Source organism: Geovibrio thiophilus (genome assembly GCF_004087915.1).
GTDB classification, from domain to species: Bacteria; Chrysiogenota; Deferribacteres; order Deferribacterales; family Geovibrionaceae; genus Geovibrio; species Geovibrio thiophilus.
Genome location: NZ_CP035108.1, coordinates 1,039,073 through 1,064,402, shown reverse-complemented (window position 1 = coordinate 1,064,402; position 25,330 = coordinate 1,039,073). Strand labels below are relative to the sequence as shown.

At 42.4% G+C, this 25,330-nt stretch carries 18 protein-coding genes and 6 tRNA genes; 6 read left to right on the top strand and 18 right to left on the bottom strand.

Annotated features, from left to right (window positions below):
* Positions 1 to 505: 505 nt before the first annotated feature.
* The 11 genes from EP073_RS04930 to EP073_RS14135 all read right to left on the bottom strand — a co-directional run bounded on the left by EP073_RS04930 (position 506) and on the right by EP073_RS14135 (position 6,110).
* Positions 506 to 581 (bottom strand) — tRNA-Trp (locus EP073_RS04930).
* 19 nt (positions 582 to 600) lie between these two features.
* Positions 601 to 750 (bottom strand): 50S ribosomal protein L33, encoded by a 150-nt coding sequence (gene rpmG, locus EP073_RS04925; protein WP_128466051.1) that lies wholly within the window; start codon positions 748 to 750, stop codon positions 601 to 603.
* A gap of 11 nt (positions 751 to 761) precedes the next feature.
* Positions 762 to 1,952: an elongation factor Tu gene (tuf, locus tag EP073_RS04920; protein ID WP_128466050.1), complete on the bottom strand. Its 1,191-nt coding sequence runs from the start codon at positions 1,950 to 1,952 to the stop codon at positions 762 to 764.
* A gap of 23 nt (positions 1,953 to 1,975) precedes the next feature.
* Positions 1,976 to 2,049: transfer RNA gene (locus EP073_RS04915), tRNA-Thr, on the bottom strand.
* 65 nt (positions 2,050 to 2,114) lie between these two features.
* Positions 2,115 to 2,188: transfer RNA gene (locus EP073_RS04910), tRNA-Gly, on the bottom strand.
* Positions 2,189 to 2,243: 55 nt separating this feature from the next.
* Positions 2,244 to 2,326, bottom strand: a tRNA-Tyr gene (locus tag EP073_RS04905).
* Positions 2,327 to 2,556: 230 nt separating this feature from the next.
* A tRNA-Thr gene (locus tag EP073_RS04900) sits at positions 2,557 to 2,629 on the bottom strand.
* 224 nt (positions 2,630 to 2,853) lie between these two features.
* Positions 2,854 to 3,696 carry a tetratricopeptide repeat protein gene (locus tag EP073_RS04895; protein ID WP_128466049.1) on the bottom strand — a complete coding sequence of 281 codons (843 nt, stop codon included), beginning with the start codon at positions 3,694 to 3,696 and terminating at the stop codon, positions 2,854 to 2,856.
* The gene (locus tag EP073_RS04890) at positions 3,693 to 4,481 is read right to left on the bottom strand and encodes an ABC transporter permease (protein ID WP_128466048.1); all 789 of its coding nucleotides are present in this window, start codon (positions 4,479 to 4,481) and stop codon (positions 3,693 to 3,695) included. The genes EP073_RS04895 and EP073_RS04890 overlap by 4 nt, the downstream gene beginning before the upstream one ends.
* Positions 4,478 to 5,326 carry an ABC transporter ATP-binding protein gene (locus EP073_RS04885; protein ID WP_128466047.1) on the bottom strand — a complete coding sequence of 283 codons (849 nt, stop codon included), beginning with the start codon at positions 5,324 to 5,326 and terminating at the stop codon, positions 4,478 to 4,480. Before EP073_RS04885 ends, EP073_RS04890 begins: the two co-directional genes overlap by 4 nt.
* Before the next feature lie 283 nt (positions 5,327 to 5,609).
* Positions 5,610 to 6,110, bottom strand: coding sequence for a type IV pilin protein (locus EP073_RS14135; protein WP_347338910.1), 501 nt, complete (start codon positions 6,108 to 6,110; stop codon positions 5,610 to 5,612).
* Between the two features lie 304 nt (positions 6,111 to 6,414).
* Here EP073_RS14135 and EP073_RS04875 point away from each other — a divergent pair.
* A tRNA-Leu gene (locus EP073_RS04875) sits at positions 6,415 to 6,498 on the top strand.
* A gap of 250 nt (positions 6,499 to 6,748) precedes the next feature.
* Entirely contained in the window at positions 6,749 to 8,062 is a 1,314-nt protein-coding gene (locus EP073_RS04870) for an ATP-binding protein (protein WP_128466046.1), read from the top strand.
* 149 nt (positions 8,063 to 8,211) lie between these two features.
* Here EP073_RS04870 and EP073_RS04865 read toward each other — a convergent pair whose 3' ends face one another.
* Positions 8,212 to 9,237: a hypothetical protein gene (locus EP073_RS04865; RefSeq protein ID WP_128466045.1), complete on the bottom strand. Its 1,026-nt coding sequence runs from the start codon at positions 9,235 to 9,237 to the stop codon at positions 8,212 to 8,214.
* 36 nt (positions 9,238 to 9,273) lie between these two features.
* Between EP073_RS04865 and EP073_RS04860 the strand changes: the two genes are divergently transcribed.
* From EP073_RS04860 to EP073_RS04845, 4 genes are all read left to right on the top strand, one after another.
* Positions 9,274 to 9,513, top strand: a complete 240-nt coding sequence (locus EP073_RS04860) for a helix-turn-helix domain-containing protein (protein ID WP_128466044.1) — start codon at positions 9,274 to 9,276, stop codon at positions 9,511 to 9,513.
* Positions 9,510 to 12,197, top strand: coding sequence for a MobF family relaxase (gene mobF / locus EP073_RS04855; protein ID WP_164885277.1), 2,688 nt, complete (start codon positions 9,510 to 9,512; stop codon positions 12,195 to 12,197). Before EP073_RS04860 ends, mobF begins: the two co-directional genes overlap by 4 nt.
* A gap of 190 nt (positions 12,198 to 12,387) precedes the next feature.
* Positions 12,388 to 12,765 carry a hypothetical protein gene (locus EP073_RS04850; protein ID WP_128466042.1) on the top strand — a complete coding sequence of 126 codons (378 nt, stop codon included), beginning with the start codon at positions 12,388 to 12,390 and terminating at the stop codon, positions 12,763 to 12,765.
* A gap of 9 nt (positions 12,766 to 12,774) precedes the next feature.
* Positions 12,775 to 14,556: a type IV secretion system DNA-binding domain-containing protein gene (locus tag EP073_RS04845; RefSeq protein ID WP_128466041.1), complete on the top strand. Its 1,782-nt coding sequence runs from the start codon at positions 12,775 to 12,777 to the stop codon at positions 14,554 to 14,556.
* Positions 14,557 to 14,620: 64 nt separating this feature from the next.
* Here EP073_RS04845 and EP073_RS04840 read toward each other — a convergent pair whose 3' ends face one another.
* Genes EP073_RS04840 through EP073_RS04815 form a run of 6 tightly spaced genes read right to left on the bottom strand, consistent with a single transcriptional unit; the run spans position 14,621 to position 25,118 of the window.
* Positions 14,621 to 15,532: a restriction endonuclease gene (locus tag EP073_RS04840; protein WP_128466040.1), complete on the bottom strand. Its 912-nt coding sequence runs from the start codon at positions 15,530 to 15,532 to the stop codon at positions 14,621 to 14,623.
* Positions 15,532 to 16,557 (bottom strand): virulence RhuM family protein, encoded by a 1,026-nt coding sequence (locus EP073_RS04835; protein WP_128466039.1) that lies wholly within the window; start codon positions 16,555 to 16,557, stop codon positions 15,532 to 15,534. Before EP073_RS04835 ends, EP073_RS04840 begins: the two co-directional genes overlap by 1 nt.
* A 9-nt stretch (positions 16,558 to 16,566) precedes the next feature.
* Positions 16,567 to 19,245 (bottom strand): DEAD/DEAH box helicase, encoded by a 2,679-nt coding sequence (locus EP073_RS04830; RefSeq protein ID WP_128466038.1) that lies wholly within the window; start codon positions 19,243 to 19,245, stop codon positions 16,567 to 16,569.
* Positions 19,245 to 20,837, bottom strand: coding sequence for a site-specific DNA-methyltransferase (locus EP073_RS04825; RefSeq protein ID WP_128466037.1), 1,593 nt, complete (start codon positions 20,835 to 20,837; stop codon positions 19,245 to 19,247). Before EP073_RS04825 ends, EP073_RS04830 begins: the two co-directional genes overlap by 1 nt.
* Positions 20,837 to 22,240, bottom strand: a complete 1,404-nt coding sequence (locus EP073_RS04820; protein WP_128466036.1) for a KAP family P-loop NTPase fold protein — start codon at positions 22,238 to 22,240, stop codon at positions 20,837 to 20,839. Before EP073_RS04820 ends, EP073_RS04825 begins: the two co-directional genes overlap by 1 nt.
* Before the next feature lie 10 nt (positions 22,241 to 22,250).
* Positions 22,251 to 25,118, bottom strand: a complete 2,868-nt coding sequence (locus EP073_RS04815) for an SNF2-related protein (protein WP_128466035.1) — start codon at positions 25,116 to 25,118, stop codon at positions 22,251 to 22,253.
* Positions 25,119 to 25,330 lie beyond the last annotated feature (212 nt).

Here is a 25,330-nt window from a genome sequence, read left to right as displayed (position 1 = left end):
TTCTCCTGCAACCGCTCGCGGTCTGCAATGCAGCCCTTCGCTCCGCACGGCGCAGCTTCTTCCTGAAGCTGTTTTTACCCCGAGAGAGTGCTAATTACTCTTACACATTTCGGAGAACCTACATCCTGTGGTTCTCCTGCAACCGCTCGCGGTCTGCAATGCAGCCCTTCGCTCCGCACGGCGCAGCTTCTTCCTGAAGCTGTTTTTACCCCGAGAGAGTGCTAATTACTCTTACACATTTCGGAGAACCTACATCCTGTGGTTCTCCTGCAACCGCTCGCGGTCTGCAATGCAGCCCTTCGCTCCGCACGGCGCAGCTTCTTCCTGAAGCTGTGTCAGCAGCAAGCTTTTCAAGCAGGTTTTACTCAGCATATAATAGTTCGAGAAAACATACGTCCTGTAGTTTTTTCTCACTCACAGCTGCGCAGCTTCGGCACAGATGCGTTCTCTATCGACACGTATAGGGCGAAACAAGTTCGCCCTGCACATGCGATGATTTAAAAAATGGCAGGTCAGACAGGAATCGAACCTGCAGCCTTCGGTTTTGGAGACCGATGCTCTGCCAATTGAGCTACTGACCTACTCTATCTTTTCAAAAAATTATTTTGTTTCCTTGTGAACAGTGTGTTTTCTGTCCCACTTGCAGTACTTGCTAAGCTCAAGTTTACCTGTCATGGTCTTTTTGTTCTTAGTAGTGCTGTAGTTTCTGCGTTTGCACTCTGTGCATGCAAGGATTATTTTTTCTCTCATTTCAAGTTTCCTTACTCAATTATCTCGGTAACAACACCTGCACCGACTGTTCTACCACCCTCACGAATAGCGAAACGAAGTCCCGCGTCCATTGCGATGGGTGTTATAAGTTCTACCACGCAGCTGATGTTATCTCCGGGCATTACCATCTCTGTCCCTTCGGGAAGTGTGATTATACCCGTAACGTCAGTCGTACGGAAATAGAACTGAGGACGATACCCGCTGAAGAAGGGAGTGTGGCGACCGCCTTCCTCTTTGGTCAGGATGTACGCTTCCGCTTTGTACCTGCGGTGGGGTTTGATTGAACCCGGTTTGCAAAGTACCTGTCCGCGTTCCACGTCGTCCTTTTTGATTCCTCTCAGAAGAATACCGACGTTATCGCCGGCTACGCCTGAGTCAAGAATCTTCCTGAACATCTCTACGCCTGTTACTATTGTCTTTACTGTATCGCGTATTCCCACGATCTCTACTTCTTCTCCCACTTTGACCTGTCCCTGCTCTATACGACCGGTTACTACCGTTCCGCGGCCGGAGATGCTGAACACGTCTTCTACGGGCATTATGAACTCTTTATCTATTGCTCTTTCAGGCTCGGGAATATAGCTGTCCATCGCTGACACAAGCTCGGCTATCGCGCCTGCCCATTTCTCATCTGTAGGGTTCTCAAGTGCTTTAAGCGCTGAACCCTTGATGATAGGTGTGTCGTCGCCGGGAAATTCGTAAGTCGAAAGAAGGTCTCTCACTTCAAGCTCTACAAGCTCAAGAAGTTCCTCATCGTCTACCATGTCACATTTGTTCATGAAAACGATTATGTAAGGAACTCCTACCTGACGTGCAAGAAGGATGTGCTCTCTTGTCTGGGGCATAGGACCGTCTGCCGCGCTTACTACAAGGATCGCTCCGTCCATCTGCGCGGCGCCGGTGATCATGTTTTTTACATAATCAGCGTGACCGGGGCAGTCAACGTGAGCATAGTGGCGGGCAGGTGACTCGTACTCAACGTGAGCTGTCGCGATTGTTATACCGCGCTCCCTTTCTTCCGGAGCCTTGTCGATGTTGCCGTAATCTACGAACTCTGCAAGTCCTTTCTTTGCCTGTACGCAGGTTATCGCTGCAGTAAGGGTAGTTTTACCGTGGTCTACGTGACCGATTGTTCCTACGTTGACGTGGGGCTTCGTTCTAGCAAACTTAGCTTTAGCCATCTGGGTCTCCTCCTGAATTTAAAAGCCCTCGACCGGAATTGAACCGGTGACCTCGTCCTTACCAAGGACGCGCTCTGACCGACTGAGCCACGAGGGCGTAAAAAACGCAAAAAAGGGGCGAACTGGTACGGTGTCGCCGCCTTTGAAAGCACTTGAAAAAAAAGCGGGTAACGGGACTTGAACCCGTGACCCTCAGCTTGGAAGGCTGATGCTCTAGCCAACTGAGCTACACCCGCATATGGCACATATTTTTCCCGGATAAAACCGTATACCCGAGAGTTTTAAAAGAAGTGGGGAGAGGAGGATTCGAACCTCCGAAGTCTTGCGACAACAGGTTTACAGCCTGCCCCCTTTGGCCGCTTGGGTATCTCCCCTTCTATATGATGATAGTTCGTTAAAACCTGCATGCCGCAGTTTTCACTCACACACCGACGCCGAACAAAATTTACATTCGTTCCGCACAGCGCAGTTTCATAATGAAACTGTATCATTATTCCTGTTTTCTGCCGCTCAATAAAGAACGGCAAACCCGACCGCCTCAAGCGAGGCAACCAATACTGACGCTTTGCTTACAAGAGCCGGGCAGCCCCGGCTCTTCAAGTGAAGCTGGTGATAGGAATTGAACCCACAACCTACTGATTACAAGTCAGTTGCTCTACCGATTGAGCTACACCAGCGTCTTTAGCGAAGTGAGAGCATATAGAAGAGAGTGCATGTTGTCAAGTATTTTTTTGACATTTTCACGCCCCTTTTTCCATGGAACTTTCAAGCCGAAACAAGTGATGCCGCTTGAGAAATCCCCCGACCGCTCTCAGCTTTCGGGAAGGAAAATATTGCATATCCTTTTGCCTTTGTCAATCTACTATTTTATGCTTTTTAAGAAAAAATTCCGGCGTGTACGTCACTGCCTTTTCTCAATAAACCCGCTGGAGGAATACACCCTCCCCTCTTCATTAATATAGTATTCGCCGCCGTAGGGGTCATCGGGTAAAGAATCAATAAATCCCTTTGTCTTAAGCTCCGCTATATCCGCAGGTCTGTCTGAATAGCGTGCTTCGTACTCCTTCGCTGCCTTTTCAAGCTCTATGGCTCCCTTGAGAGCGATCAGCCGCTTTTCGTACATGGCACGGATCCTTTCATTCTCTGTGTTGGTCAGCATATCCAGAAGAAATGCCGCTGCTGTCTCGTGCCTGCCGGAATCGTAAGCGAGTCTGGCGGCGAGATTGGCATAAAACGGCGGAGCGCCTTTAATTTTAGCTGCCATGGCGATATACTCCGATGCTTTCGCATTGTCTTTCAGAAAATAGTAATAAATAAATCCCAGATTAAACAGCAGTCTATGACTGTCGGGCTTGTATGAAACACCTTTTTCAAGCAGCTTTACAGCCTCTTCCGGTCTGTTTGCGCTCCAAGCCAGAGTGAGCGCAGAAAAATAATATGTGTCATAAAAGTAAGGATCGAGTTCCGCGGAAGCATTCACTGTAGCTGTGAACCAGTCCCAGTCCTGCCCTTTGATTATCGCACGATCCTCCAGCATTTTGCCCACATAAAATATAGCGGAAAGCAGACGGCTGTCTGCGGCGAGGCTCTTAAACTCAAGGGATGTAAAACGGAGCAGCCTGCCGGATGCGGCTATATCCCGCTCAAATTTCGCGTCAAACACGGCTTTGGGGGTAATCACCATGCCGCTGAGCCATATATGCAGAGGCAGCAGCATACACAGCATGCCAGCGGACAGTCTCACGGAAACTCCCTGCGGCTGAATATTATACCTGCAAGAACAAGGAGAACGGCGGAATATACCAGTGCGTAAAGAATCGAACCAGCGTATATCTCCATCGGCGGCATTATACCGTTGGCGGCAACAGTTTTATAATCCAGAGACGAAAAATCAGGCACTATATATTTCACAATATTAAGAAAACCAGCCAACTCAGCGTAAGCGTCGGATGCGGAGACATACATCAGTACCTCAGCCAGACTTTGACCCGCTATATATATAAGGATGGAGAATATCAAAACAGTGAACGATGTCGTGACGAATGAGCTGAAAAAAATGATTACGGCATTAAGAAAAATACACTTCACGAGATCCGCGAATGCGGCAAGCGCGTACGCGTTCCACGAAAAGCTTTTGAAATATCCCGGCATAGCTGATTTCATAAGCAGTATGGGAACGTGGGTGAGGAGGAAAATTATACTGTAGGCGGAAATCAGCAGCAGAGCCAGACCTGCGAACTTGCCGAATATGTATCTCCGGCGGGATATGTTTCTTCCGAGAACAAAATATATCGTGCGCCTGTCCAGATCCTTTGCCACCAAGCCCACAGATACTGAAAAGCTGATGAGCAGCCCGGCGAGAGACATTGCCCCCAGATTAAAATCCGCAATAACCTTGCTCAAGTCCTGCATGAAAAAGCGGGCGAATACAGCGCTGAGAAACATAATGATAAGCGAGAAAATAACTATCGCGTACAGCACTCTGTTCCGCACACCCTCAAGGAAGGTGATAAAGCATACCTGCGTCATCTTACCGCCTCCTCAAAAATACGCTCAAGGGCGTTATCTGCGGATTTCACCGTAACTGCTCCGAATCCCTTATTTTTCATGGATTCTATGAAGCTTACAATATCATGGGAATCCGTAAAAACACCTATGGTTTTGTCATATTCGGCGGTTTTCATACCGGAAAGAGACGCTCTCAGGGATTCGCTCTTTTCAAAAACCACCTCAGCCTGCTCGGAAGCGAGAAGAAGCTCCTCCTTCGTAAGCATTCGGACGATTTTCCCTTTATTCATAATCGCCGCCGTGTCGCAAAGGCGTTCGACATCGCTTAATATATGGGAGCAGAAAAGCACCGTAGCGCCCTTTCCTTTCAGCTCGGTAATGAGATCAAACACCATCCTGCGCCCCAGCGGATCAAGTCCGCTCATGGGTTCATCCAGAATAACAAGCTCCGGCTCATGGATAAGGGCGGCGGCGATGCCCGAACGCTGAACCATGCCCTTGGAAAAAGTGCGGAGCTGCCTGTCGAGGCTTTCAGCCATCCCCACTTTCTCCGCCATGCGGCTGATGCGTTCTTTTGCATTGTCTTTAATGTCGGAGGACGAAAGAGAGAAGGCGAGAAGCTCTTTAAGGGTAAGATAATCATAATAATACGGATTTTCCGGCAGATAACCTGTGTTGCGGCTGCTCACGGTCACACTGCCCAATGTGGGGCGGATGAAGCCCATAATGGTTTTTATTGTGGTGGACTTGCCCGCTCCGTTGAGCCCGAGGAGAGCGAAAATCTCACCCTCTTTCACCTCAAAGCTGATGCCGTCCACAGCGGCTTTCTTCTTTATGCGTTTTACAAGGGAATCTATCTTAATCATAAGCGGATTATAGCATGTTAAATATCAGGATGGAAATAAACAAGTGGGAAAGAACAGTTCAACAGCTCGCTTCTTTGCAAAAGAGTGTTGGGGAGGATTTAAAAAGACAAATAAGGTTGTTTTGTTCCAGCTCATCTCCAGTGCATCATTGAGAAACCGAATTGGGAAACAGTCGCAAAGAAATCCCCCTCTGGTCCCCCTTTGCAAAGGGGGAAGTTTAAACACAAAAAAAGCCGACCGGATAAACCGATCGGCTTGGATTTTTTAAGCTACTGAATTGTGCTTAGGGCTCTTCTTCCTCTTCTTCAGCGGGGTTGCACGCGTCAACACCGTCAGTTCCTTCAAGACCTGTTTCACCTGTCTGAATTGTAGGAGCAGTGTTAGTTGCACCGTAGCAAATAGTACCACCGTTTGTGTGCTTTGTTACAACATTGTAATCTGTTCCATCATCAGCACCTGTACTTACGATTCCAACCCATGCGCTGAGAGTAACAGTTTCAGGTTCGCCGTTATCAGCAGTAGAAGCTGTTAAATCCAATACGCCGCTTGTTGCAGCAGGAGCACCGTTCTGGGCAACCTGAGGATATTCCTGATAGTCGGCAAACCAGCCCTCAAGTGAAGACTGAACGTTTCTCAGGTCTGACTGAGCAGCTGAGTTATAAGCTCTGGAACGATATTTGGCAAACTGGGGGATTGCGATAGCGGCAAGGATACCGATGATTGCAACAACCACCAGAAGCTCGATAAGAGTAAAGCCTTTTTTAGTTTTTTCGATCCTCATCATAAAGGATACCTCCTGAAGTAGAAAAAATATCTTTTCGGCGTGAAATTTCGCTTTTAAAAAGCAACTTCTAAAAACAGTCTACCATAAAATTATCCAGAGAATAGTTTTTATGCAAGTTAATTTTCACACTAAAGTTACTTACTATGCTAAATGGCTGAATACAAGAGGCTTTACGAAGGATAATTTTTTGTAAGATATTTGTGTGTAAAGTTTATTTCCGGATAATAAATAAATGAATAATATGTAATATCAAAACCTTGACAGTTTTTTAAGACAAACATAGAATACGCATCTTTCGTATCAAGCCGAAATGGTGGAATAGGTAGACGCAGCGGACTCAAAATCCGCAGTCCGCAAGGGCGTGGGGGTTCGAGTCCCCCTTTCGGCACTCTTTATTATCAAATACTTATATGATTTAGCACGCTAATTAAAAAAGCCATTTTTACACTTTTCTAACGTTTTTTCTAACGCCTGTAGTCAGCAGATCTCCGAATACGTCACTCTGAGCGATAGCGAAGAGTCTCAAATTAGTGTGAGATTCTTCGGACTTTGTCCTCAGAATAACCCATTTATTAATTCCTGTTTACTCACAGAGCGATAGATATTAGAATCAATAAAACATCATTGACGGAGCAAACATGTCTGAAAATCAGAATATCGAATATAAAGAAAGCTGGAATGACGACCACCTGAAACAGCTTTGCAGTTTTGCCAATGCTCAGGGCGGTGTTCTTTATGTCGGTATTAATGATAAGGGAGAGATTGTAGGCATTGACAACTATAAGAAGCTCACTGATGATCTGCCGAATAAGATTCAAAGCAAGCTTGGCATATTTCCTGAAATCAATCTGAATGAACAGGACGGTATGCATTTTCTTGAAATACATATCAGACCTTCATCAATGGCAATCTCTTTAAGCGGCAGATATTACCAGCGCACCGGAAGTACCACAAAGGAGCTTGTGGGCAACGCCCTGACTGAATTTCTGCTCCGCAAATCCGGCATGTCTTGGGGTGATGTCATAGAAGAAGATGCCATGTTTGATGACATAGACAATGACAGCATTGCAGTATATCTCAATGACGCTGAACGCTCAGGACGCATCCCTGACGCAAAGAATCTGTCTGTCCTCGAACTGCTTGATAAGCTGAACCTTACCAAAAACGGCAGGCTGAAAAGAGCCGCCATAATCCTTTTCGGCAAGAATCCCGAAAAGTTCTACCGCCATACATATGTAAAAGTAGGGCGGTTTGTCGGCGGAGAAATTTCCCCTAAGTTCCATGAAATAATCGAAGGCAACATAATCAGCTTACAGAAAAGAGTTTTTGAGATAATTGAAACCAAATTCATAATAAAGAACATATCCTTTGAGGGTGTAAACCGTATCGAAACACCTGAATACCCCTTCCCTGCCCTTCGGGAAGCGATCTTGAACGCCTTAATCCATCGTGATTACATGGGCAACATGACGCAGATTAAAATATATGACGACCGCCTGCAAATATGGAATGACGGCTCGCTTGTCGAGGGCTTGACCGTTGAAATGCTTAAACAGAACCACCCTTCAAGACCAAGAAACAGGCTCATTGCCGATGCCTGCCTGAAGGGAGGCTACATTGAAGCATGGGGAACAGGAATACCAAAAATCATTGATACCTGCAAATCCGCAAGTCTGCCTGAACCTGAAATCTGCGAAGCCTTCGGCGGCTTTCAGATAACTATATTCAAAGACAGATACAACGAAGCCTCACTGAAAAAAATAGGTTTAAACGAGCGGCAGATCAAAGCCGTCCTCTATGTAAAGGAAAACGGCTCAATCACAAATTCGGAGTATCAGAAGCTGAATGACGTGGGCAAGACAACAGCCACAGAAGAACTTGGCAATCTATCAGACAAAGATTTACTGTTCCATTCAGGAACTGGGCGAGGCAGCAATTATACTTTAAAATAATCGGCCGCTAATTGGCCGAATTGGCCAGTAATTGACCGCTAATTGGATGATACATTAAGTCAACAGCCTATTATCTCATTGACGGATAAATGGCGATGATGACAGATAGATGACGTACAACATAGTTATACAATATCGTAACCAACCAATTAAACTGTTAATATTAAACAAATTGTCGAAATAGAATACGCAACTGAAAATTTAAAATTATTAAGCCTAAAAACTGATTTTAAAGTAACATAATGGTGAGCAAGACATATCATAACGAAAAAAAATGCTAAATAATCGTATACATTTAATCTTCCAGATAAAGTTCCTAAACCTCTGGTGTAAAATTGCATGAGAACCATCGAAACAAAAAAGGCAGATAGCACGTTTGCAAATCCAAGCATTCCAAGATTAAATTTTGATTTAAAGAAATATTTGAAGGGAATGCATAAGAGAACCATTAGAAACAAATACCTGGCTAACATATGTATATATAGGGCAAATCCACTTGATAATATCATTGTAATTATTTCTTGCTCAGATGCCATAAATAAATGAGCAAAATTGGTTATAAGAGATACTATAAAAATTGAAGATAAAACCAAAAACAGTAATATCAAGTTGGCATGCCATTGTTTATTTGAAACATGCAACTTATGAAGTTTAGATGGATTAATAACTACATATTTTAACGCAAGCAAAAAATTATTAATAAAATTATTTACATCTCTTTTATTCAAAAATGACTCACATCCTAATTCTTTTTGAGAACTAGTATTTAATGAAGAGATCGATTTTCTATTTGGTTTTATAGAGACAATAAGACCATCTAAAACAATTTGATATTCATTGGAAGCTTCATAGAATTTATTGAACTCATCGATATATGATGAAATGATTACAAATCCTCTGGTGACAGCATTGGAAGGGTTTCCAGATTTAGGTTCATCATATTCTTTATTATTTATGGCTGAAGATTTTACTGTATCATAAAACATCTTCTGAGACACCCTTACAATATTACCTGATTTTTCATATATATCAATAAGTTTACTTATCCTCGCCAAGGCGACAACAGCTTCAGGATGTTTTTCAGTAACAAAAGATTTAAATGAAATAAGGTATTTGATAATTGTCGTTTTTTCATATTCAGAAAAACTACACTCACTTTTTTTCCTTTTAGTCATGATGTACTTGCCTCCTTTTTGCATAAGAAAGTAACTATGTTATTTTTATTAATTATTTCTGATAAAGACAAGAAAAATAAGGAGAAAAATATGCAAAAATATTTAGACATCGATGAAACGGCAGAATTCCTGAAAATCAAAAAGGCAACAATCTATCAGATGACGCACATGCAACAGATTCCGCATATCAAACTAGGCGGAAAGCTTCTGTTCGATCCTAATGATCTTGAGAAATGGTTAGAAGGAAAAAAAGTCAATGTGAGGAGACACCAATGAGCCTCATGCGTCCGGTATCCGTTGCTAATGCAATCAACTATTACTATGAGGACGATCCTATCTTCTCAAAAGATGAAAGAAGCAACTCAGAATGGCTGGGCAGAGGCAGCAAGATCCTGAAATTAAGCGGCGAAATCAGAAAACAGGAGTTTGCAAATATACTTCATGGACTGCACCCGATGAGCAAAGAAGAGCTTATTCAGCGTGGAGTAAACAGCCCGCACCGTGCGGGGATGGATTTTGTTTTCTCCGCTCCGAAATCTATTTCTATACATGGCATCTATCTTCAGGAAAGAGGGGTTACCGAAGCCCACAACAAGGCTGTAAAAGAAGCGGTAACATATATGGAATCTATTGTCACATACCGCTCCACAGAAGACGGGCAGACAACATACGAGAAATCCGGCAATATAGTTGCCGCCGCCTTTCATCACTCCACATCAAGGGCAAACGACCCTCAACTGCATACCCATGTTGTTGTGGCAAACATGACACATACTAATGACGGCTGGCGGGCAATCACTAACGAATCATTATTCCTGCAACAAAACAACATTAATCAGGTCTATCAGAACTATCTGGCACATTATCTTATGGAGGCAGGCTACTCCATTGAACGCAAAAACGGTTCATTTGAAATAGCCGGATACAAAGATGAATGGATAAAGGAGTTTTCCAAACGTTCAGAAGAAGTTACTAAATATCTTACAGACAATCTTGAAACGCTGAAGCAGCAATACCCCAATGCCTCCCATGAAGAGCTGGTGGACATCGCAAGGCTAGCGAGCAGAGATTCAAAAGATCATCAGGTAACAGCCGAGGAACTCCATAAAAACTGGGAATCGAGAGTTTCCAAAGACTTGATAATCGAACACACCAATGGGAAGGAGCAGCAGCACTTTAAGGATTTTGATTTGGAGAAGGCTGCGGTATTGGTTACCGAATCCCAATCGCTTTTCAGCAAAGAACAGCTTGCTCTTGAGTACCTGAAGCTCAATATCGGCACTAAAACCATTGATGACTTTGACAAAGAATTCAGAAAAATGCAGTCTGAAAATGTGATTGTGCCTGTCGGCGTTGTAAATACCCGAATAGGCACAAAATCCATCAGTCTTGAAACCCAACTATATACCACATCGAAAGTCCTTGAGCTTGAAAGAACGATCATGAACAAGCTGGAAAATCAGCAGCACCAACAGCCCCTGTCCGGTCAAACCGTTATTGATAAATATCAGGAAAACAGCTCTCTGACCAGCGGTCAAAATGACCTGATTAAAAGCGTTCTCACTTCGGACAAACAATTCATTTTCGTTCAGGGTGACGCAGGAACGGGAAAAACATATGCTCTGGAAAAGCTCGCTGACATACTGTTTGAGGAATCACCATCAACGAACATAATAGGCGCAGGTTACACAGGAAAAGCCGCTGCCGAAATAGAATCCAAAACGTCAGGCAAAATTAAGGCGCATACTCTTCACAGCCTTTTGAACAACTCTGATGCGCATATCACAACAAAAGACACCCTTTTGATTGTGGATGAAGCGTCTATGATAAGCTCCAAACAGTTCAGCAGCATTATTAACTTAGCCGAAGCGACTGATGTTAAAATCGTCTTTATCGGCGATACAAAACAGCTTCAGCCAGTGCAGGCGGGACAGATTTTTAAGGATGCCGTTGAGCGGTTCGGGGCAGACGCTGTTATGACGGAAAATATGCGCCAGAAGACAGAAATAGCCCAGCAGGCAGTTGAATATGTTAAGCAATATGCCGAAGGGTTGAATGATGAAGGAATAAAGGATGCAATCGACTCTCTGAAATCGGCTTCAAAAATATATGAAAACGCTTCCTTCAGTGAAGTCATAGAAAAAGCTGCGGAGGACTACATCAAAAGCACCGAGGAAGGCAAATATCCTCTTCTCATCACCCACAGGAACGAGATCAAAGATATTCTCTATTCACAAATCAGAAATGAAATATTGCCGCTGAATGCGCAGCACTTTGATCTGAATGTCAGAGAGCAGTTAAATATCAACAGGACTGACAAATTCAGTTCTCACAGCTATCAGGAAGGACAGTCTGTCTTTTTAAATTCTTCAACAGAAAATCTCAGAGCCGGTTCCGAATGGAAAATTGCATCTATTGATCATGAAAATAATTCCTTAAGCCTTACAAACTCAAAAGGATTCAATGCCGACATAGATTTGCATGAACATGGACAGAGCATTTCCGCCTTCAGCGAGCAGACAAAGGAGTTTGCCGCCGGAGACAGAATAGTCTTTGAAAAGAATGACCATCTTCTAGGCGTAAAAAACGGTCAGACAGGCAGCATTGACAGCTTTGAAAACGGCATACTCACCGTCACGAAGGACAGCGGCGAAAGCATCAGCTTCAAACCGGAAACATACAACTATCTGGATCACGGATATGCCCTGACTGTCCATAAGGCGCAGGGGCAGACCTGCGATACGGTTCAGTACGTCACAGAGGGCAACGACAGGATGATCAATACCGAAGGCTTCTACGTTGCCATGACCAGAGCCAAAGACGACATCCGCATATACACCGACAATGCTGATAAGCTCGCCGAACGTGCGGAACTTCATGAGAACGAACACTCACTCCACAAAATGCTGGATAACGACAAATCGCAAGCACATGAAAACACCGCTCAGATGGAAATCTGACTCGGATAAGGGGGGATACTCCACGCAACCATGTTGCTTTGAGGAGTTAGGGTAAATGCTAATACATTAAAGATTTATATAAAGAGTTCTGCCATGCGGAATGCATTGCAGAAGGTGCACTTAATAAGCTGAAAGTCTGGCCAGACAATGCACTAATAACGCACAACAAAAACAATACGGAGGACATACGATGAAAAATGTCACTTTCAGAATTTCCTTTCAGGATTTTGCTGTTCTGAAAGACTTTGCTGATTCAAGAAATATGACCGTCAGCGAAGCCATGAGAGAGCTGATCCGAAGCATCGGAAAACAGAAAGCATTTGAAGCCAGACTGATTGAATTTATGAAGAAGATCGAGTCTGAGCTTGGAGCGGGAAACGGCGATAATGACGCCGTCAGAAGACTTACTGATGAAATGGTGAATATCAATAAAGGCTTGTCAATTCTGCTGAACAGGCATGGGCGCAATGAGTGGGAAGATATGAATAAGCTGAAAAAGGCTCTATATCTTCTTGCAGGTTCAAATCCTCATACTGCAAAAGAAATCAAATCAATTTTTGAGAATTAGGAGATAGTTATGTCAAATGGTAAAGCATACACAGGCTTTGAGTCTTGGAAATATAACCTGAAAATGTCACTGAGAATGAGACTATTCATACTTTTAGCCCTGACGGCTGTTTATCTGGGATTTATAGGCGCATACATTCTGCTGAAATATCATACGGAAGAAATTAAAATTTTAGCGAAATGGACGGCATCAGCATTTTGGGCACACTTTCTTCCCAAATACCCGTTTAACCTTGTCCATGAGGGTGAAATATTCAAAGTGACCGCAGCGAGATATTACGAAATATTCTATGAAATCGGCATAGAGCATATAAACATGCTGAAGACGTTTGCTGTCAAATCTTTGCTGGTTTATCTGGGCTATTTTCCGGCAATATGGTTCTTTAAAAAGAAAGCGAATGAGCATTCCGCTGAGGATTTCAGGCGAGGAACTGAAATACTCACTCCGAAACAGCTTAATAAGCTGACAAAGAAAGAAAAATGCTATTTGAAAATCGGTGAAATCAATATGCCTGTTTCCGCCGAAAACAAGCATTGCTTCATAGTCGGCCGCCCCGGTACTGGCAAAACTGTTCTGACCAGCGCACTAATTGAACAGATAAGAGCCAGAGGCGATAAGGCAGTCATCTACGACTTCAAAGGTGATTATGTCAGCAGATTTTATGATCCGGAAAAAGATTTGCTGTTCAATCCTCTGGACAGCCGCTCTGTCAGCTGGAACATTTTTGCTGATATGCACACCCCGATGGATATAACATCCATGACATCATCCCTGATACCTGAGCTTCCACACACTTCGCAGCCTTTCTTCAATCTTGCCGCCAAAGATGTTCTTAACGGGGCATTCAGCTATCTTTACAGCACAAAAAGGAAAAGCTATGCCGCTCTTTGGGAGGTCATCAGCAAAGCTCCCGAAGAACTTTCTGAAATTCTCAAAAATACCAAGGGCGGCACTGCCGGAGCAATACACATCGCTGATCCGGCAAACAAGCAGACAGGCTCTGTTATGTCAACCCTGCACCTGTATTCAAAGATCTTTGAGTATATGCAGGACAGCGAGAAAGGTTTCAGCATCGGTGACTGGATTAAAAACGGTTCGGGGATACTCTTCATATCCAACTATGCAGAGCTGAAGGAGACACTGCGCCCTATTCTGACTGTGTTTATAGACACTATCGCCAGAAACCTGCTGGCACAGCCGGAGAACACAGCCAACAGGCTTTTCCTGATGATTGATGAATTCGGCACGCTCCAGAAAATGCAGAAGATTATTGAACTGCTGAATCTCTCGCGAAGTAAAGGCGGTGCGGTGTTTCTCGGCATTCAGGATATTGGTCAGATAGACAATATTTACGGCAAAGAGTTGAGGAGCAGCATAATCAATGCTTGCGGCACAAATGTCATTTTCGGAGTAAATGACCCTGACACGGCGGATTTCCTCAGCCGGAAAATAGGCGACAGGGAATATAAAACTCCTTATTCCGGCTTTACGGTTGGATCTGCCGATGAAAGGAACGCCCTCTCCCTGAACAAACAGAGAGTCAAAGAGCCGCTGATGATTTCCTCAGAAATAATGCAGCTGCCCGATTTAAAATGCTTTGTCCGCTTTCCAAACTTTTCCGGCAGCGTAACAACCCTGAAGCCCAAATCATACATGGAAGTTCAGCCCAGTTTCCTCATGCGGCCGGATTTGTCTCTGGATAACATCTTTCTGGAATGCAGGGAAATTCTTAGCGAACTGAATTTAAAAGCACGGGGAGGAAAAGGTGTCGCTGAAATAGAGAAATTCTAGAATTATATGGTTTAGGGCAAAAATGCCCTAAGCCTCTAAGAATACAGTTCTATTCAAAACAGTATCACAACATATTTTCATTAAAGTAATCCGTATCGATTTCTTTTATTTCATATGTATCCTTCACTGATACGCCTATATTATGCTTTACCATCAACTCCGCCAGCTTGCGCCCGTCAATAAGGACGACTTTTCTTTCAAGGTTTTCGGCATATCTGACAGCCTCTGCACTGAACTCTGAAGTAGTTATAAACACTCCCTTGTGCGCTTTTTTGCCAAGTAATGCTCCGGCAAACTTCTGGATTTCAGGTCTCCCCACCTTACCTTCCCATTTTTTTGCCTGAATATAGATTTCGTCCAAACCAAGAACGTCTTCCTTGATAATTCCGTCTATGCCTTCATCACCGGAGCGTCCTATTGCACGTCCGGCATCTTCCACAGAGCCGCCGTAGCCAAGCCCCAATAGGACATCAACAACGAGCTGCTCAAAGAATGATGGAGTACATTTTGAAATCTGCTCCTGAATGTCGGAAATGAGTGTGTTTTTCAAATCCTTATATGCGCTCTGGAACTGCTCCGAAGGCGTGAAAGATGTGTCATCTTCTGCAATCTCCTGAACATCATTCTTTTTTGAAGGCGAAACAAATTCGGCAAACTCAGAAAATTTCATCAGATACTCTTTGCTGATATATCCTTTCTGTTCTTTAAGGGTTTTTATGCCTCTGTCAGTTATCCGGAAATATCCTCTTCTGGTAACGTCAATCAGCTTGGCTTTTGAGAGATATGTCTTTGCCCATTGCGCTCTGTCATAAAAAAGCGGTTTTTTGTTACTTGGCAGCATAATAGATAAATCCGCTTCAGACAGAGAAAAATATGCAGAAAGTTCCGGCAGGAGTTCTTTGACGGTATGTTCCTGCCTGTCTTCAATAAGTTTTAACAGCGGATACATTATTTTGTCATATGATGGTACGCTCATCACTCCTCCTTGTTTTCTATCCTTTTGAGCATCCTGTCAAAATCGCTCTCGAATAAGCGATCCTGAATAATGCGGTATTTTTCAAATTCACTTTCGGCGTGTTCTTTGGCAATCTGAGCGGTTATCTTTCCGGAATCCTGCAAGACTGCACGGTCGTCAAACTCCAAAAACATATCTATCCGCTTTGACCAGTCTTCCATTGTCATGGGAATTTTGCGCCTCGCTCTTTCCTCTGCCAAGTCAAGATAAGCGTTCACGATTCTGCCCAGCGACTGAAGTTCATCTTTGGTGAGATAGTTTTTTGCTGTCGATACATCAGATTTGATTATTTTTCCGTCCGGTGCTTTTTCCCAAGTAGTCAGCCCCATGTGTTCTTTGGTACTGTCTGCCCTGTTCATGATTAGCTCCGCCGCCGTGCTGCCGTGCACTGCGTAATGAAGCTTGTTCTGCACCTTTGCGAAAAAGGTTTTGGTGGTGGGTGCGTCTTTGTTGTAATCAACGCTGGTTGCGTAAATATCGGTTATTTTCTGATAAAAACGTCTCTCACTAAGGCGTATTTCCCTGATTTCCTCAAGCAAACGCTCAAAGTAATCTTCCCCCAGAAAGCTGCCGTTTTCCAGTCGTCTTTTATCAAGGACATAGCCCTTTATGGCAAATTCTTTCAGCACGCCCGTTGCCCATTGGCGGAACTGCGTAGCCCGAACAGAATTTACCCTGTAGCCGACAGAGATTATTGCATCAAGGTTATAAAATTCAACTTGTCTGGCAACGTTTCTGCTGCCTTCTGTTTGAACTATTCGAAATTTTCGAACAGTTGCTTCAGGGCTGATTTCTCCACTCTCAAAAATCTCTTTGAGATGATAGTTTATGGTGTTGATCCCCACATCAAAAAGCTGTCCCATCAACTTCTGCGACAGCCATATTGTTTCATCCTCATATCTGGCTTCAATGCTCTGTTCGCCTGATTGTCCGGTGAATATCAAAAATTCTGCTGTGCTGTTGCGGATTAGCTTTTTATCTGGCATTAGGGTTCCTTATTGTTTGAACTCAGTTGCGAATCTTGCAAAAGTCATATTTGGTTTAACAACATCGTGTGGGATAAGAAGATAGTGCCACGGTTTACCGCCGTTTGCAGTTGTAAAGTCTGTTGCATGTTTACAATACACGAGTGCCGCATTTTTCTTTTCCTGCACATCGTCAGTATCAACGTCTGCTTCTTTTTTCGTTTCAACCATATAAAGACCATCGGCAGTTTCAACAATAAAATCGGGTTCGTAACGTTTTGAGTTGTGTTTCCAGTAGATATGGAACTGTTCTTTAGCAGGTCTTAACCATTTTTGTACAGCGTTGTCATTTTCCAGAATGATTGCAAAGTCTTTCTCTGTTTTGGAATCAAACTTATATTCAGAATGGCATGATTTCTTAAATCCTGTAAATATTTTAGACGGAATAGACCTTGTGGGTTCAATTGTTTCAGTAAAATAATAAACCTTGTCATGCTTTAGCTTTATATAGTTATGGGGATGTATCACAGTAAATGAGTGAACCAGCGGCTTTTCATATTCCGCAGGAACAAGATAAAAATGTTCCATCATCTGGCTGTAGATTGCCCTTCCGATCTGCATTTTGTGATAGAGAACAACATTTAAAACATCTTCATCGTTAAGATATGACTTGAAGTGCTCAATCAACTGAAAAACCAGCTTGTATAACAAGCCCGATTGAGAGTCATAATCAATTTCCCCGAAGTTCACAAGTTCGTTAATAATTATATCTTCAGGTTTTTCGTGTCTTATTCGGCGTTCCGCAGTAACAATCTCTCTGGTATTTGATTGCAAAGCCTGAATAAGCAGGTCTTCAGATACAGGCTGATAATTGAACGCTGAGACATCAAGATCAAAATCATGGAATCCGAAGTCAGAACTTCCCTGTTGAAGCATAATGCGTGGGATTTCTATAATATTTGCAGAGAAATATTCTATAGTATCATCATAAGCCTGTTCAACTTCTTTGATCTCTTCTTCAACAAACAGTCTGTATTGAGGGGATTCATCAGCTTCTTTGCGTATTCTTTCAATAATAGACTTTTTAACTTCCGGCGTTTTTAATTCAGAAACAGAAGTAATTTCTTTTCCCATTTTGGGCATGTAGCTAAGTATTTTTTCTCTGACTTCCAGCCTGACTTCTTCTTTTTGCCTGACTGTTTCGTCAGGAATAGTGGCTATCTCTGCTCTTTTTTCTTGGACAGCTTTCTCAATATTTGAAAGAGAAATTGCCACTTCCGGTCGTTGTTTTTCCAGTTCATCAGGATCGATAGTAATAATATTCTCAAGCCTGATTATCGAATCCGCCTTATTTGCTGCATCAACAATCTCCTGAAATTTATCATGTGCCATGATTGTGAGCTTATCAACGGAAGAGTTGCCTGTTTTCCTGCCGTAAGGCAAACGTAGTCCACGTCCTATTGTCTGCTCACGAAGAGTAGTTGAAGCAGCGGTACGGAGCGGAACTATCGTATAAAGATTGGTTACGTCCCAGCCTTCTTTCAGCATATTGACATGAATAACTATCTCGATAGGGTTGTCAGGATCTTCAACCGAAATAAGATTTTGAATATTCTCTTCTTTTTCTGTTCCTGTCTGATTGGAGTGAATCTCCATTACTTTATCGGTATAATAGCCATCAAAGAAACCGGGAGAGCATATAATCTCCTTCAACTGTGCTGCATGTTGAGTGTCCTTAGCAACAACGAGAACAAAAGGCTTAACACGCTCTTTTTTGTTATCTCTGGCGTATATATCAAGCTCGACTTTTGTTTTTTCATGCAGCCTGATTCCATCTTCAAGCTTAATTTGATCAAGTTCCAGAAGATTGTTGCTGTATCTGTCAGGATCAAAATCTTTCCTTGTGGCAACGGCAGGTTCTTTGACAAAACCATCCCTGATCGCTTTTGCCAGTGAGTATTCATAAACAACATTTTTAAACTTAATGGTTTTTCCGCTTTTTTCTACCTGTGGAGTTGCGGTAACTTCCAGACCCAAGATCGGGTTAAGTTCATTAAGAACTGTCATGCCTCTATCCGCACGATAATGATGGGATTCATCCATTATAAGAACAAGGTCTTCAAGCTTGGTAAGATAGTTGAAATATGAATCGCCTATGTATTCCCAAAGTCTTTTGATTTGCGGTTGCTGCCCTTTTCTTGTTTCTGCGTTTATTTTAGAAATATTAAAGAAGTTAATGCAGACTTCGCCTTCTTCTCTTGCTCTTTCAATAGCGGAAAATTCCCATGTATAGTTGTCAGCAGTAATGATTTTAGGCTGTCTGACGGCAAAATCGGCGATACCTCTGAATACATATTTCGGACTATGCGTATTGGAGAAATCATCAATCAGCTTATTATAAACAGTAAGGTTAGGAGCAAGAATAAAGAAATTTGTTATCCCTTTTTTCTGAAAAAGATATGTTACAAAAGCCCCCATAAGCCTTGTTTTTCCCACGCCTGTTGCAAGAGAAAAGCAGATAGATGGGAAATTCCATTCAAAATCCGTGCAGGTTGGGTACAGTTCTCTGACTTTTTCCAATTCTGCGGTCAAATCGGCATCTTTTCTAAGTGTGAGAATATCTGCCAGTTGAGCAAGAATATTAAGACTCTCTTCCTGCGGAGGGCGAAGGCTTAGGCGGTTTTTAATGATATTAGCCGTCTGATTCATCAGCAGTCCTCCCCTTCTTCGTCTTCGAAATCAACCACAGGAACGTTGATAATGTTCAGGCTGTAATCATCTTTTCCGAATTCGCACCTGCCAAGAAGAACATGCGGAATTTTTTTGACGGTTATGTTTGAATGCCTTTTAACACAAGCATCCTGAAATGCTTTGCAGGTGATAAGCAGACTTTCTTCGGGTTTCATTTCTTCATGTATCTTGTCTATAATATCTACAGTGAGAAACTGTGTTGTGGTGTAGATGAAGTCAGTTTCTGTTGAATAACCCTGCTTCCAGTATACTGTTTCATCAGGGTAATACTTAAACCCTTCCTGCTTCGCCATTGCTGCGGCAAGCTGTTCAGCATTGTATTCTTCGGATATAACCCAACGGTCATTGGAATCTTTTTTAAGAAGGCTTGGCGCAAGGGTATAATAACGGAAACCGCCGCCGCTTTTCCAGTCCACAGCTTTTGATATTCCGCCTTGGTCTGTTCCGTCTATAACCTTTTGCAGACGTGGCACACAGTGAGTATTGCAATGCTCCCCAAGCTCAACACCAATCCATTTACGCCCCATTTTATGGGCTACAGCGGCGGTTGTGCCGGAGCCAAGGAAGGAGTCAAGAACGATGTCATTCTTATTACTGCCAAGTGTCAAGATGCGCTCAACAAGTCTTTCTGGTTTCGGAGTAGCAAATACATCGTCAGAGTTAAAAGCTTTTGTTTCTTTCTTTGCGTCTTGATTATCTCCGACTTCGGTTCTGAACCATATTGTTTTTGAAACAGAACCTTGCTGAACTTCTGAAAGGAACTTCTTTAGAGACGGAATATTATTGCCATCTTTTCCAAACCATATCCTATTATCAGCAACTAATTCAAGATACCTTTCTTTGGAAGTTACCCAACAACGGCTTGTTGGTGGCTGTACCCGACGACCAGAGGGCAGAACAATTTCATAATCACACACTTCATTATAAGTTTTTACTGAAAAATCAGCAGGTTTCCAATTTCCTCTCGGATCATTGTCAGGATTTTTATATCTCTTATCCATCTCCTCTGTTCTTGGCAAAAGGTTTGGTCTCCAAGTTTCTTTATTCTTTGCATAAACAAGTATATGATCATGGCTGTCTGAAAGCCATTTCGCATCATTCTGTGGTGAATACTTCTTTTCCCATATCACATTTGCAACGAAATTATTCCTTCCAAAAATCTCATCACACAAGACCTTCAAGTAATGGCTTTCATCATCATCTATAGAAATCCATATGCTGCCGTCATCACTTAAAAGTTTACGGAGTATAACAAGACGAGGCTTTATCAGGCATAACCATTCCGAGTGTTCAACATTATCCTCATAATGAGGATTTGCATTCTTAGCATTGTAAGGCGGATCTATATAAATACATTTAACCTTTCCTGCGTAATCCTGTTCCAACGCTTTTAACGCAAGTAGGTTATCCCCATGAATCAATATATTCTCTGTGTTTTTATCCCCGTATGATTTTTCAGGGTCTTCAATAAGTATCCGTGGTTCAAGTCGAGGGTTGTCCTTCTCTCCTTTACCTATCCACATCAACTCCAATCTCTGCTTTTTTGACATTAGCTTTTGCTCCAATCTATGTTCTCAAGAAATTCTATCTTATTTGATATAAACTGATAAGATCCTATAGCTCCATAATCAAATCTATTCATCAGCATAGATGCTACCTTAGAAAGATTTGGGGTTGTAAAACCACTTTGTTCACTACTCTCATTCTTTTTTAAGTTTTCTAACCACGTATAGCAGCTCTCTTCATCTCTACATCCGACATTAAGATAGGCTTCTAATAATAGTAGAAGATGAGAATCAACCTTTTTCTTAGTAGCTGCGTTTTTCAACATTAGAACCACTTCATCAATGCACGATATGTCAGTTGATAATCGATAATAGAAGCTAGGGGCTCTTTGTTTCAATACTATCAGAAGCGCAAAAAACTGGGGGAAAAGTTTTTTATTTTGTTCTGTCATTAAAAAAGCCGTTGAAAGAGTGGTAAAAATATGATCAATTTCCCTTAAGCTCAGCTCCCAAAGTTCTGCTAAAAAAATAATTGTATCAATGATTTCATTTTTTTCATACTGACGTCCTTCATAGCCTTTGCGGCTTTCAAAAAACTCTTCAAAATTATATTTTTGATAAAGGTATTTAATATATTTTCCCCTTGAAGGTAATTGCAGATTAAAGCTAATATCAAAAAATCTTTTGAGGTAACCTTCGATGTCCATATCAGTTCCATACATGGTTTTAATCGAATCGCCTAATTGCTTCTTATCAACTGCTAAAATGAAAACAATATTATCTATGCTAAAAAAATGTTTAACAACTTCAAGTAACTCTACAGCATAGGTAGGACGGCATCTATCTAATTCATCTATGAAAAAAACAAGTTTGCTCTGCCCACCCTCATTTATAGTTTCTGCTGTATATTCTGTTAGTACCGCTCTGAATTGTTCATGTATTCCTTTATCTGCGGCTAATTCATTCATTTTGTTTTCAACTGCCTTAGCAACAAGTTCTGCAACAGCAGTGTCCGTATCATCGGACATAACATCTTTTAATTCTTTATAGTTTATAATACCCATCGTGGCTGCGCGAACAGCAATGGGAATTCCAGCTTTTAATAATTTAAAACCAGCCTTCTTAACTTTTGCCAATGTTCCAGTACTTTTCTCTTCAAACTCCGTACCTATAGCATTCAGAATAGACAATAGCGGTTCTTTTGAATAATCGTTTTCCCAAGCATTAAAATATATAGTTTTAAAACTATTTCCTTCTAAAAAAACTTTCCAAAGATTGATAAATGTGGTTTTGCCGTTCCCCCATGGAGCATTAACACAGAGGACAAAACCTTCTTCAGCGTTTTTAATAATTTCTGTAAGATTTATTATAATCTGCTCACGTCCCAACATATCATTTGCGAAAATATCATCAGGATTGATCTCAATGGGCTTGGGTCTTTTCAGCATATAGAACTCCTTAAACTACTTTCCATCTTATAGTAAACAATTCCTCTTCCTCAACTCCGATTTCAAGGCGTTTTTCAATATCAGATATAAGCTCTTCTTTCTGGTGTTCCACTGCGTCCTGTGAATCGTACAATGTGCGGCGCATATTGTTTCTTTTGACCTCAAGCTCTTTTATTTCTCTTTGAGCTTGCAGTTTATCTTCCAATTTAAGTATCTTCTTCGCTTCCGCCTTGAGTTGCTTGATCTCCTGATCCAAATCTTTTAACTTGATCTCCAAGCTTCGCTTCAAGTCATCCGCCCATTTATCAATCTTCTGCATTTCAATGTCAAAATAGTCGGAGTTTCTTTTTGCAATATCTTCCTCAAAAGTCTGTTTCTGGCGGTCAAAGACCGATTCTAAGGCAATTGATACTGATTCATCCACCTGTGCCGAATCGCTGACCGATGCTTTTAACGAAAAAAATCTGGACAGGCAGTCATTATCCACAACATCGCCTTCGTCTGTAATGCCGGATAGGAAGATATGCTCTTCGGTATCAACAGAGCTTACACGCAGCTTAACAGCCCTTAACCAGCCGGATTTTCCTTTCAGGTTTTCTATAATGCTTATTTTTGACGGAGTATCGGAATAATCAAAAACAACCTCATGCGGTGCAAGCTCAAGTTTTCTGTAATATTCAACAACCCTTTGAGCCAGCGAATGACCAAGCCTGTATGTGTTTTCATCATCCTGCGCCCTGCCCATCCGGTATGGACCTCTGTGTATTGTCTCTCCGGCGAAAGGGTTTTTATTTAGGTAAAATGTGTAATCACTCTCGCTGAATTCCGCATATTCCTCTAGGTAAAGTCTGGTTATACTCCAGAGCCAGTTGTTATACTTATTCAAATAGCTTTCACTCTCAGCTGCACGTACTCTCAGTTTTTCATGAACTTCTTCATCAAAGTTTTCCAGAAGCTGTTGTTTGACGTTTTTCATTCTTTCATCAATTTCAACTGTCATATCCGTCTGAAGTGCATCAAAGCTGGCGTTAATCTCATCTGCGGTGCGGCAGGTCTGATAAATCTCCGCAATACGCTTTTCAAAATCCACACCGGATTCTATAGCCCCCAGCACCTCGTCACTTGCGCCGAAAACCCCTTCAAACAGTTTGAATTTTTCATTCAGAAGCTGATAGACACGCTGATCCGCCTCGTTCTTTTTATTAAGGAAATTCACCACAACAACATCATGCTCCTGCCCGTATCTGTGGCAGCGTCCGATCCTCTGTTCTATTCTCTGCGGGTTCCACGGCAAATCATAGTTCACCACGAGAGAGCAGAATTGAAGGTTTAACCCCTCTGCGGCGGCTTCGGTTGCTATCATTATTGTCGCATCGGTCTTGAAATACTCCACAAGTGCCGCACGTTTATCCGCAGTGGGAGAGCCTGTCACCTTATCCGTGTTTTTGTGTTTCTCCACCCAGTCTTTGTATATTCTGTTTGAGAGCGGGTCATTATTAGAGCCGTTAAACAGAATAACTTTGCCTTTATAAGCGTCTGTGTTTTCCAGAATGTCCCGCAGATATTCCTGTGTGCGGGTGGATTCTGTGAATATCAATGCCTTTTTATTACTGCCAATACGCTCCGTTGCCTCAAACCCTTTTTCCAGAGCGGTAAGCATAACCGCACCCTTTGAGTTTTCCCCGATTCCATCCGCAATACGTTTAAACTCAAGAAGTTCCGCCCGCTCCTCCTTTATCGCTTCCATGTCAGCTTCGGTAAGGTTCTCAACATCGGAGTAGTCCCCTTCGTCTTCGCTCCAATCTTCGCTCACTGAGTCAAAAGATTCAAAGTTCTCTCGCAGAAAATCATCATTTTCATATCGTTCTCTTTTCTCCAGCTTGTCAGTAAGCTTATCCGCCAATCCCTGAAATGTGCCGGAAATGGCGTATGTGGAAGAAGCGAGAAGACGGCGGAGAATGAGCGTCATCAGCTTTCTCTGACTTGGAGGAAGCGCATAGAGCTTAGTTTTCTGCAAATAAGCCGAAACCAGATCATAAAGTCTTTGTTCATCTTCCTTCGGGTAAAATTCCTGAGTAAGTGGAATACGTTTAGTGTAATTTATATATTCAAGCACCTGTTTTCGGAGAGTTCGCTTGCATATCGGCGAAATCCTTTCTTTGAGATCAGTAAAATCGTCTTCACCGTTCAGGCGTGAGAACTGGCTTTTAAAGCTCTTGAGATCCCCGAATGTATACTCATCAATAATCGAAACTAACCCGAACAGCTCAAGCAGGCTGTTCTGCAACGGAGTTGCTGTCAGTAGTATGATCGGTCTTCCCTCAACAGCCCGCTTAATCGAATTGGCTATCCTGTTTGCAGGCTTATAGACATTTCTCAGGCGGTGCGCTTCATCAATAACTATCAAATCCCAAGAAACATTCTGCACATATGGCTCTTTTGACTTCACAAATTCATATGAGCATATGACAGCACTATCCTGAATAAACGGATTAAGATTGCCTCTCCTGATTTCCGACTCAAATGATTGCTTCTCAAGAATAACAGTGGGGATAAAAAACTTGTCAGCAAGCTCCTGATTCCATTGCTTACGGAGGTTTGAAGGAGTGATGATCAGGATATTCCGCTTACGCTCTGCCCATTTCTGCGAAATAACAAGCCCAGCCTCAATAGTTTTGCCCAGGCCGACTTCATCAGCAAGCAACGCACCCTTAGAAAATGGCGATTTGAAAGCAAACAGTGCCGCATCCACCTGATGGGGCTTTATCTCAACCTGTGCATCAATGAGAGTAGCCGCAAGTTTTTCAGGATCGCCGGAAGCAAGCTGCTTAGTAAGCTCATGTGCAAAATACTTTGCATGGTAATCTGTTATTCCCATATTTCCCTCTTCTGGTGTTTTCATTATATGAAAAAAATTTAAGAATGAAAATCTAATAAGATTAATCAGAGTATTTTTATACTAATAGAATGAAATATTTAAAAATCAATCTTTGCTATATCCTGTTATGACTATTAAAATAATAAAAAAAGAGTTAAGTACAGTATATGCACTCTTAGGTATTTTTCATATTGAAAACAACAAGTAAGCTA

Excerpts from the sequence above, each read along its gene's own strand:
- EP073_RS04850 (WP_128466042.1), top strand. The coding sequence starts at position 12,388 with ATGAAAAATGTCACTTTCAGAATTTCCTTTCAGGATTTTGCTGTTCTG.
- EP073_RS04835 (WP_128466039.1), bottom strand. The coding sequence starts at position 16,557 with ATGCCAGATAAAAAGCTAATCCGCAACAGCACAGCAGAATTTTTGATA.
- EP073_RS04840 (WP_128466040.1), bottom strand. The coding sequence starts at position 15,532 with ATGAGCGTACCATCATATGACAAAATAATGTATCCGCTGTTAAAACTT.
- EP073_RS04860 (WP_128466044.1), top strand. The coding sequence starts at position 9,274 with ATGTTATTTTTATTAATTATTTCTGATAAAGACAAGAAAAATAAGGAG.
- EP073_RS04830 (WP_128466038.1), bottom strand. The coding sequence starts at position 19,245 with ATGAATCAGACGGCTAATATCATTAAAAACCGCCTAAGCCTTCGCCCT.
- EP073_RS14135 (WP_347338910.1), bottom strand. The coding sequence starts at position 6,110 with ATGATGAGGATCGAAAAAACTAAAAAAGGCTTTACTCTTATCGAGCTT.
- rpmG (WP_128466051.1), bottom strand. The coding sequence starts at position 750 with ATGAGAGAAAAAATAATCCTTGCATGCACAGAGTGCAAACGCAGAAAC.
- EP073_RS04815 (WP_128466035.1), bottom strand. The coding sequence starts at position 25,118 with ATGGGAATAACAGATTACCATGCAAAGTATTTTGCACATGAGCTTACT.
- EP073_RS04865 (WP_128466045.1), bottom strand. The coding sequence starts at position 9,237 with ATGACTAAAAGGAAAAAAAGTGAGTGTAGTTTTTCTGAATATGAAAAA.
- EP073_RS04825 (WP_128466037.1), bottom strand. The coding sequence starts at position 20,837 with ATGTCAAAAAAGCAGAGATTGGAGTTGATGTGGATAGGTAAAGGAGAG.
- tuf (WP_128466050.1), bottom strand. The coding sequence starts at position 1,952 with ATGGCTAAAGCTAAGTTTGCTAGAACGAAGCCCCACGTCAACGTAGGA.
- EP073_RS04845 (WP_128466041.1), top strand. The coding sequence starts at position 12,775 with ATGTCAAATGGTAAAGCATACACAGGCTTTGAGTCTTGGAAATATAAC.
- EP073_RS04890 (WP_128466048.1), bottom strand. The coding sequence starts at position 4,481 with ATGACGCAGGTATGCTTTATCACCTTCCTTGAGGGTGTGCGGAACAGA.
- mobF (WP_164885277.1), top strand. The coding sequence starts at position 9,510 with ATGAGCCTCATGCGTCCGGTATCCGTTGCTAATGCAATCAACTATTAC.
- EP073_RS04870 (WP_128466046.1), top strand. The coding sequence starts at position 6,749 with ATGTCTGAAAATCAGAATATCGAATATAAAGAAAGCTGGAATGACGAC.
- EP073_RS04820 (WP_128466036.1), bottom strand. The coding sequence starts at position 22,240 with ATGCTGAAAAGACCCAAGCCCATTGAGATCAATCCTGATGATATTTTC.
- EP073_RS04885 (WP_128466047.1), bottom strand. The coding sequence starts at position 5,326 with ATGATTAAGATAGATTCCCTTGTAAAACGCATAAAGAAGAAAGCCGCT.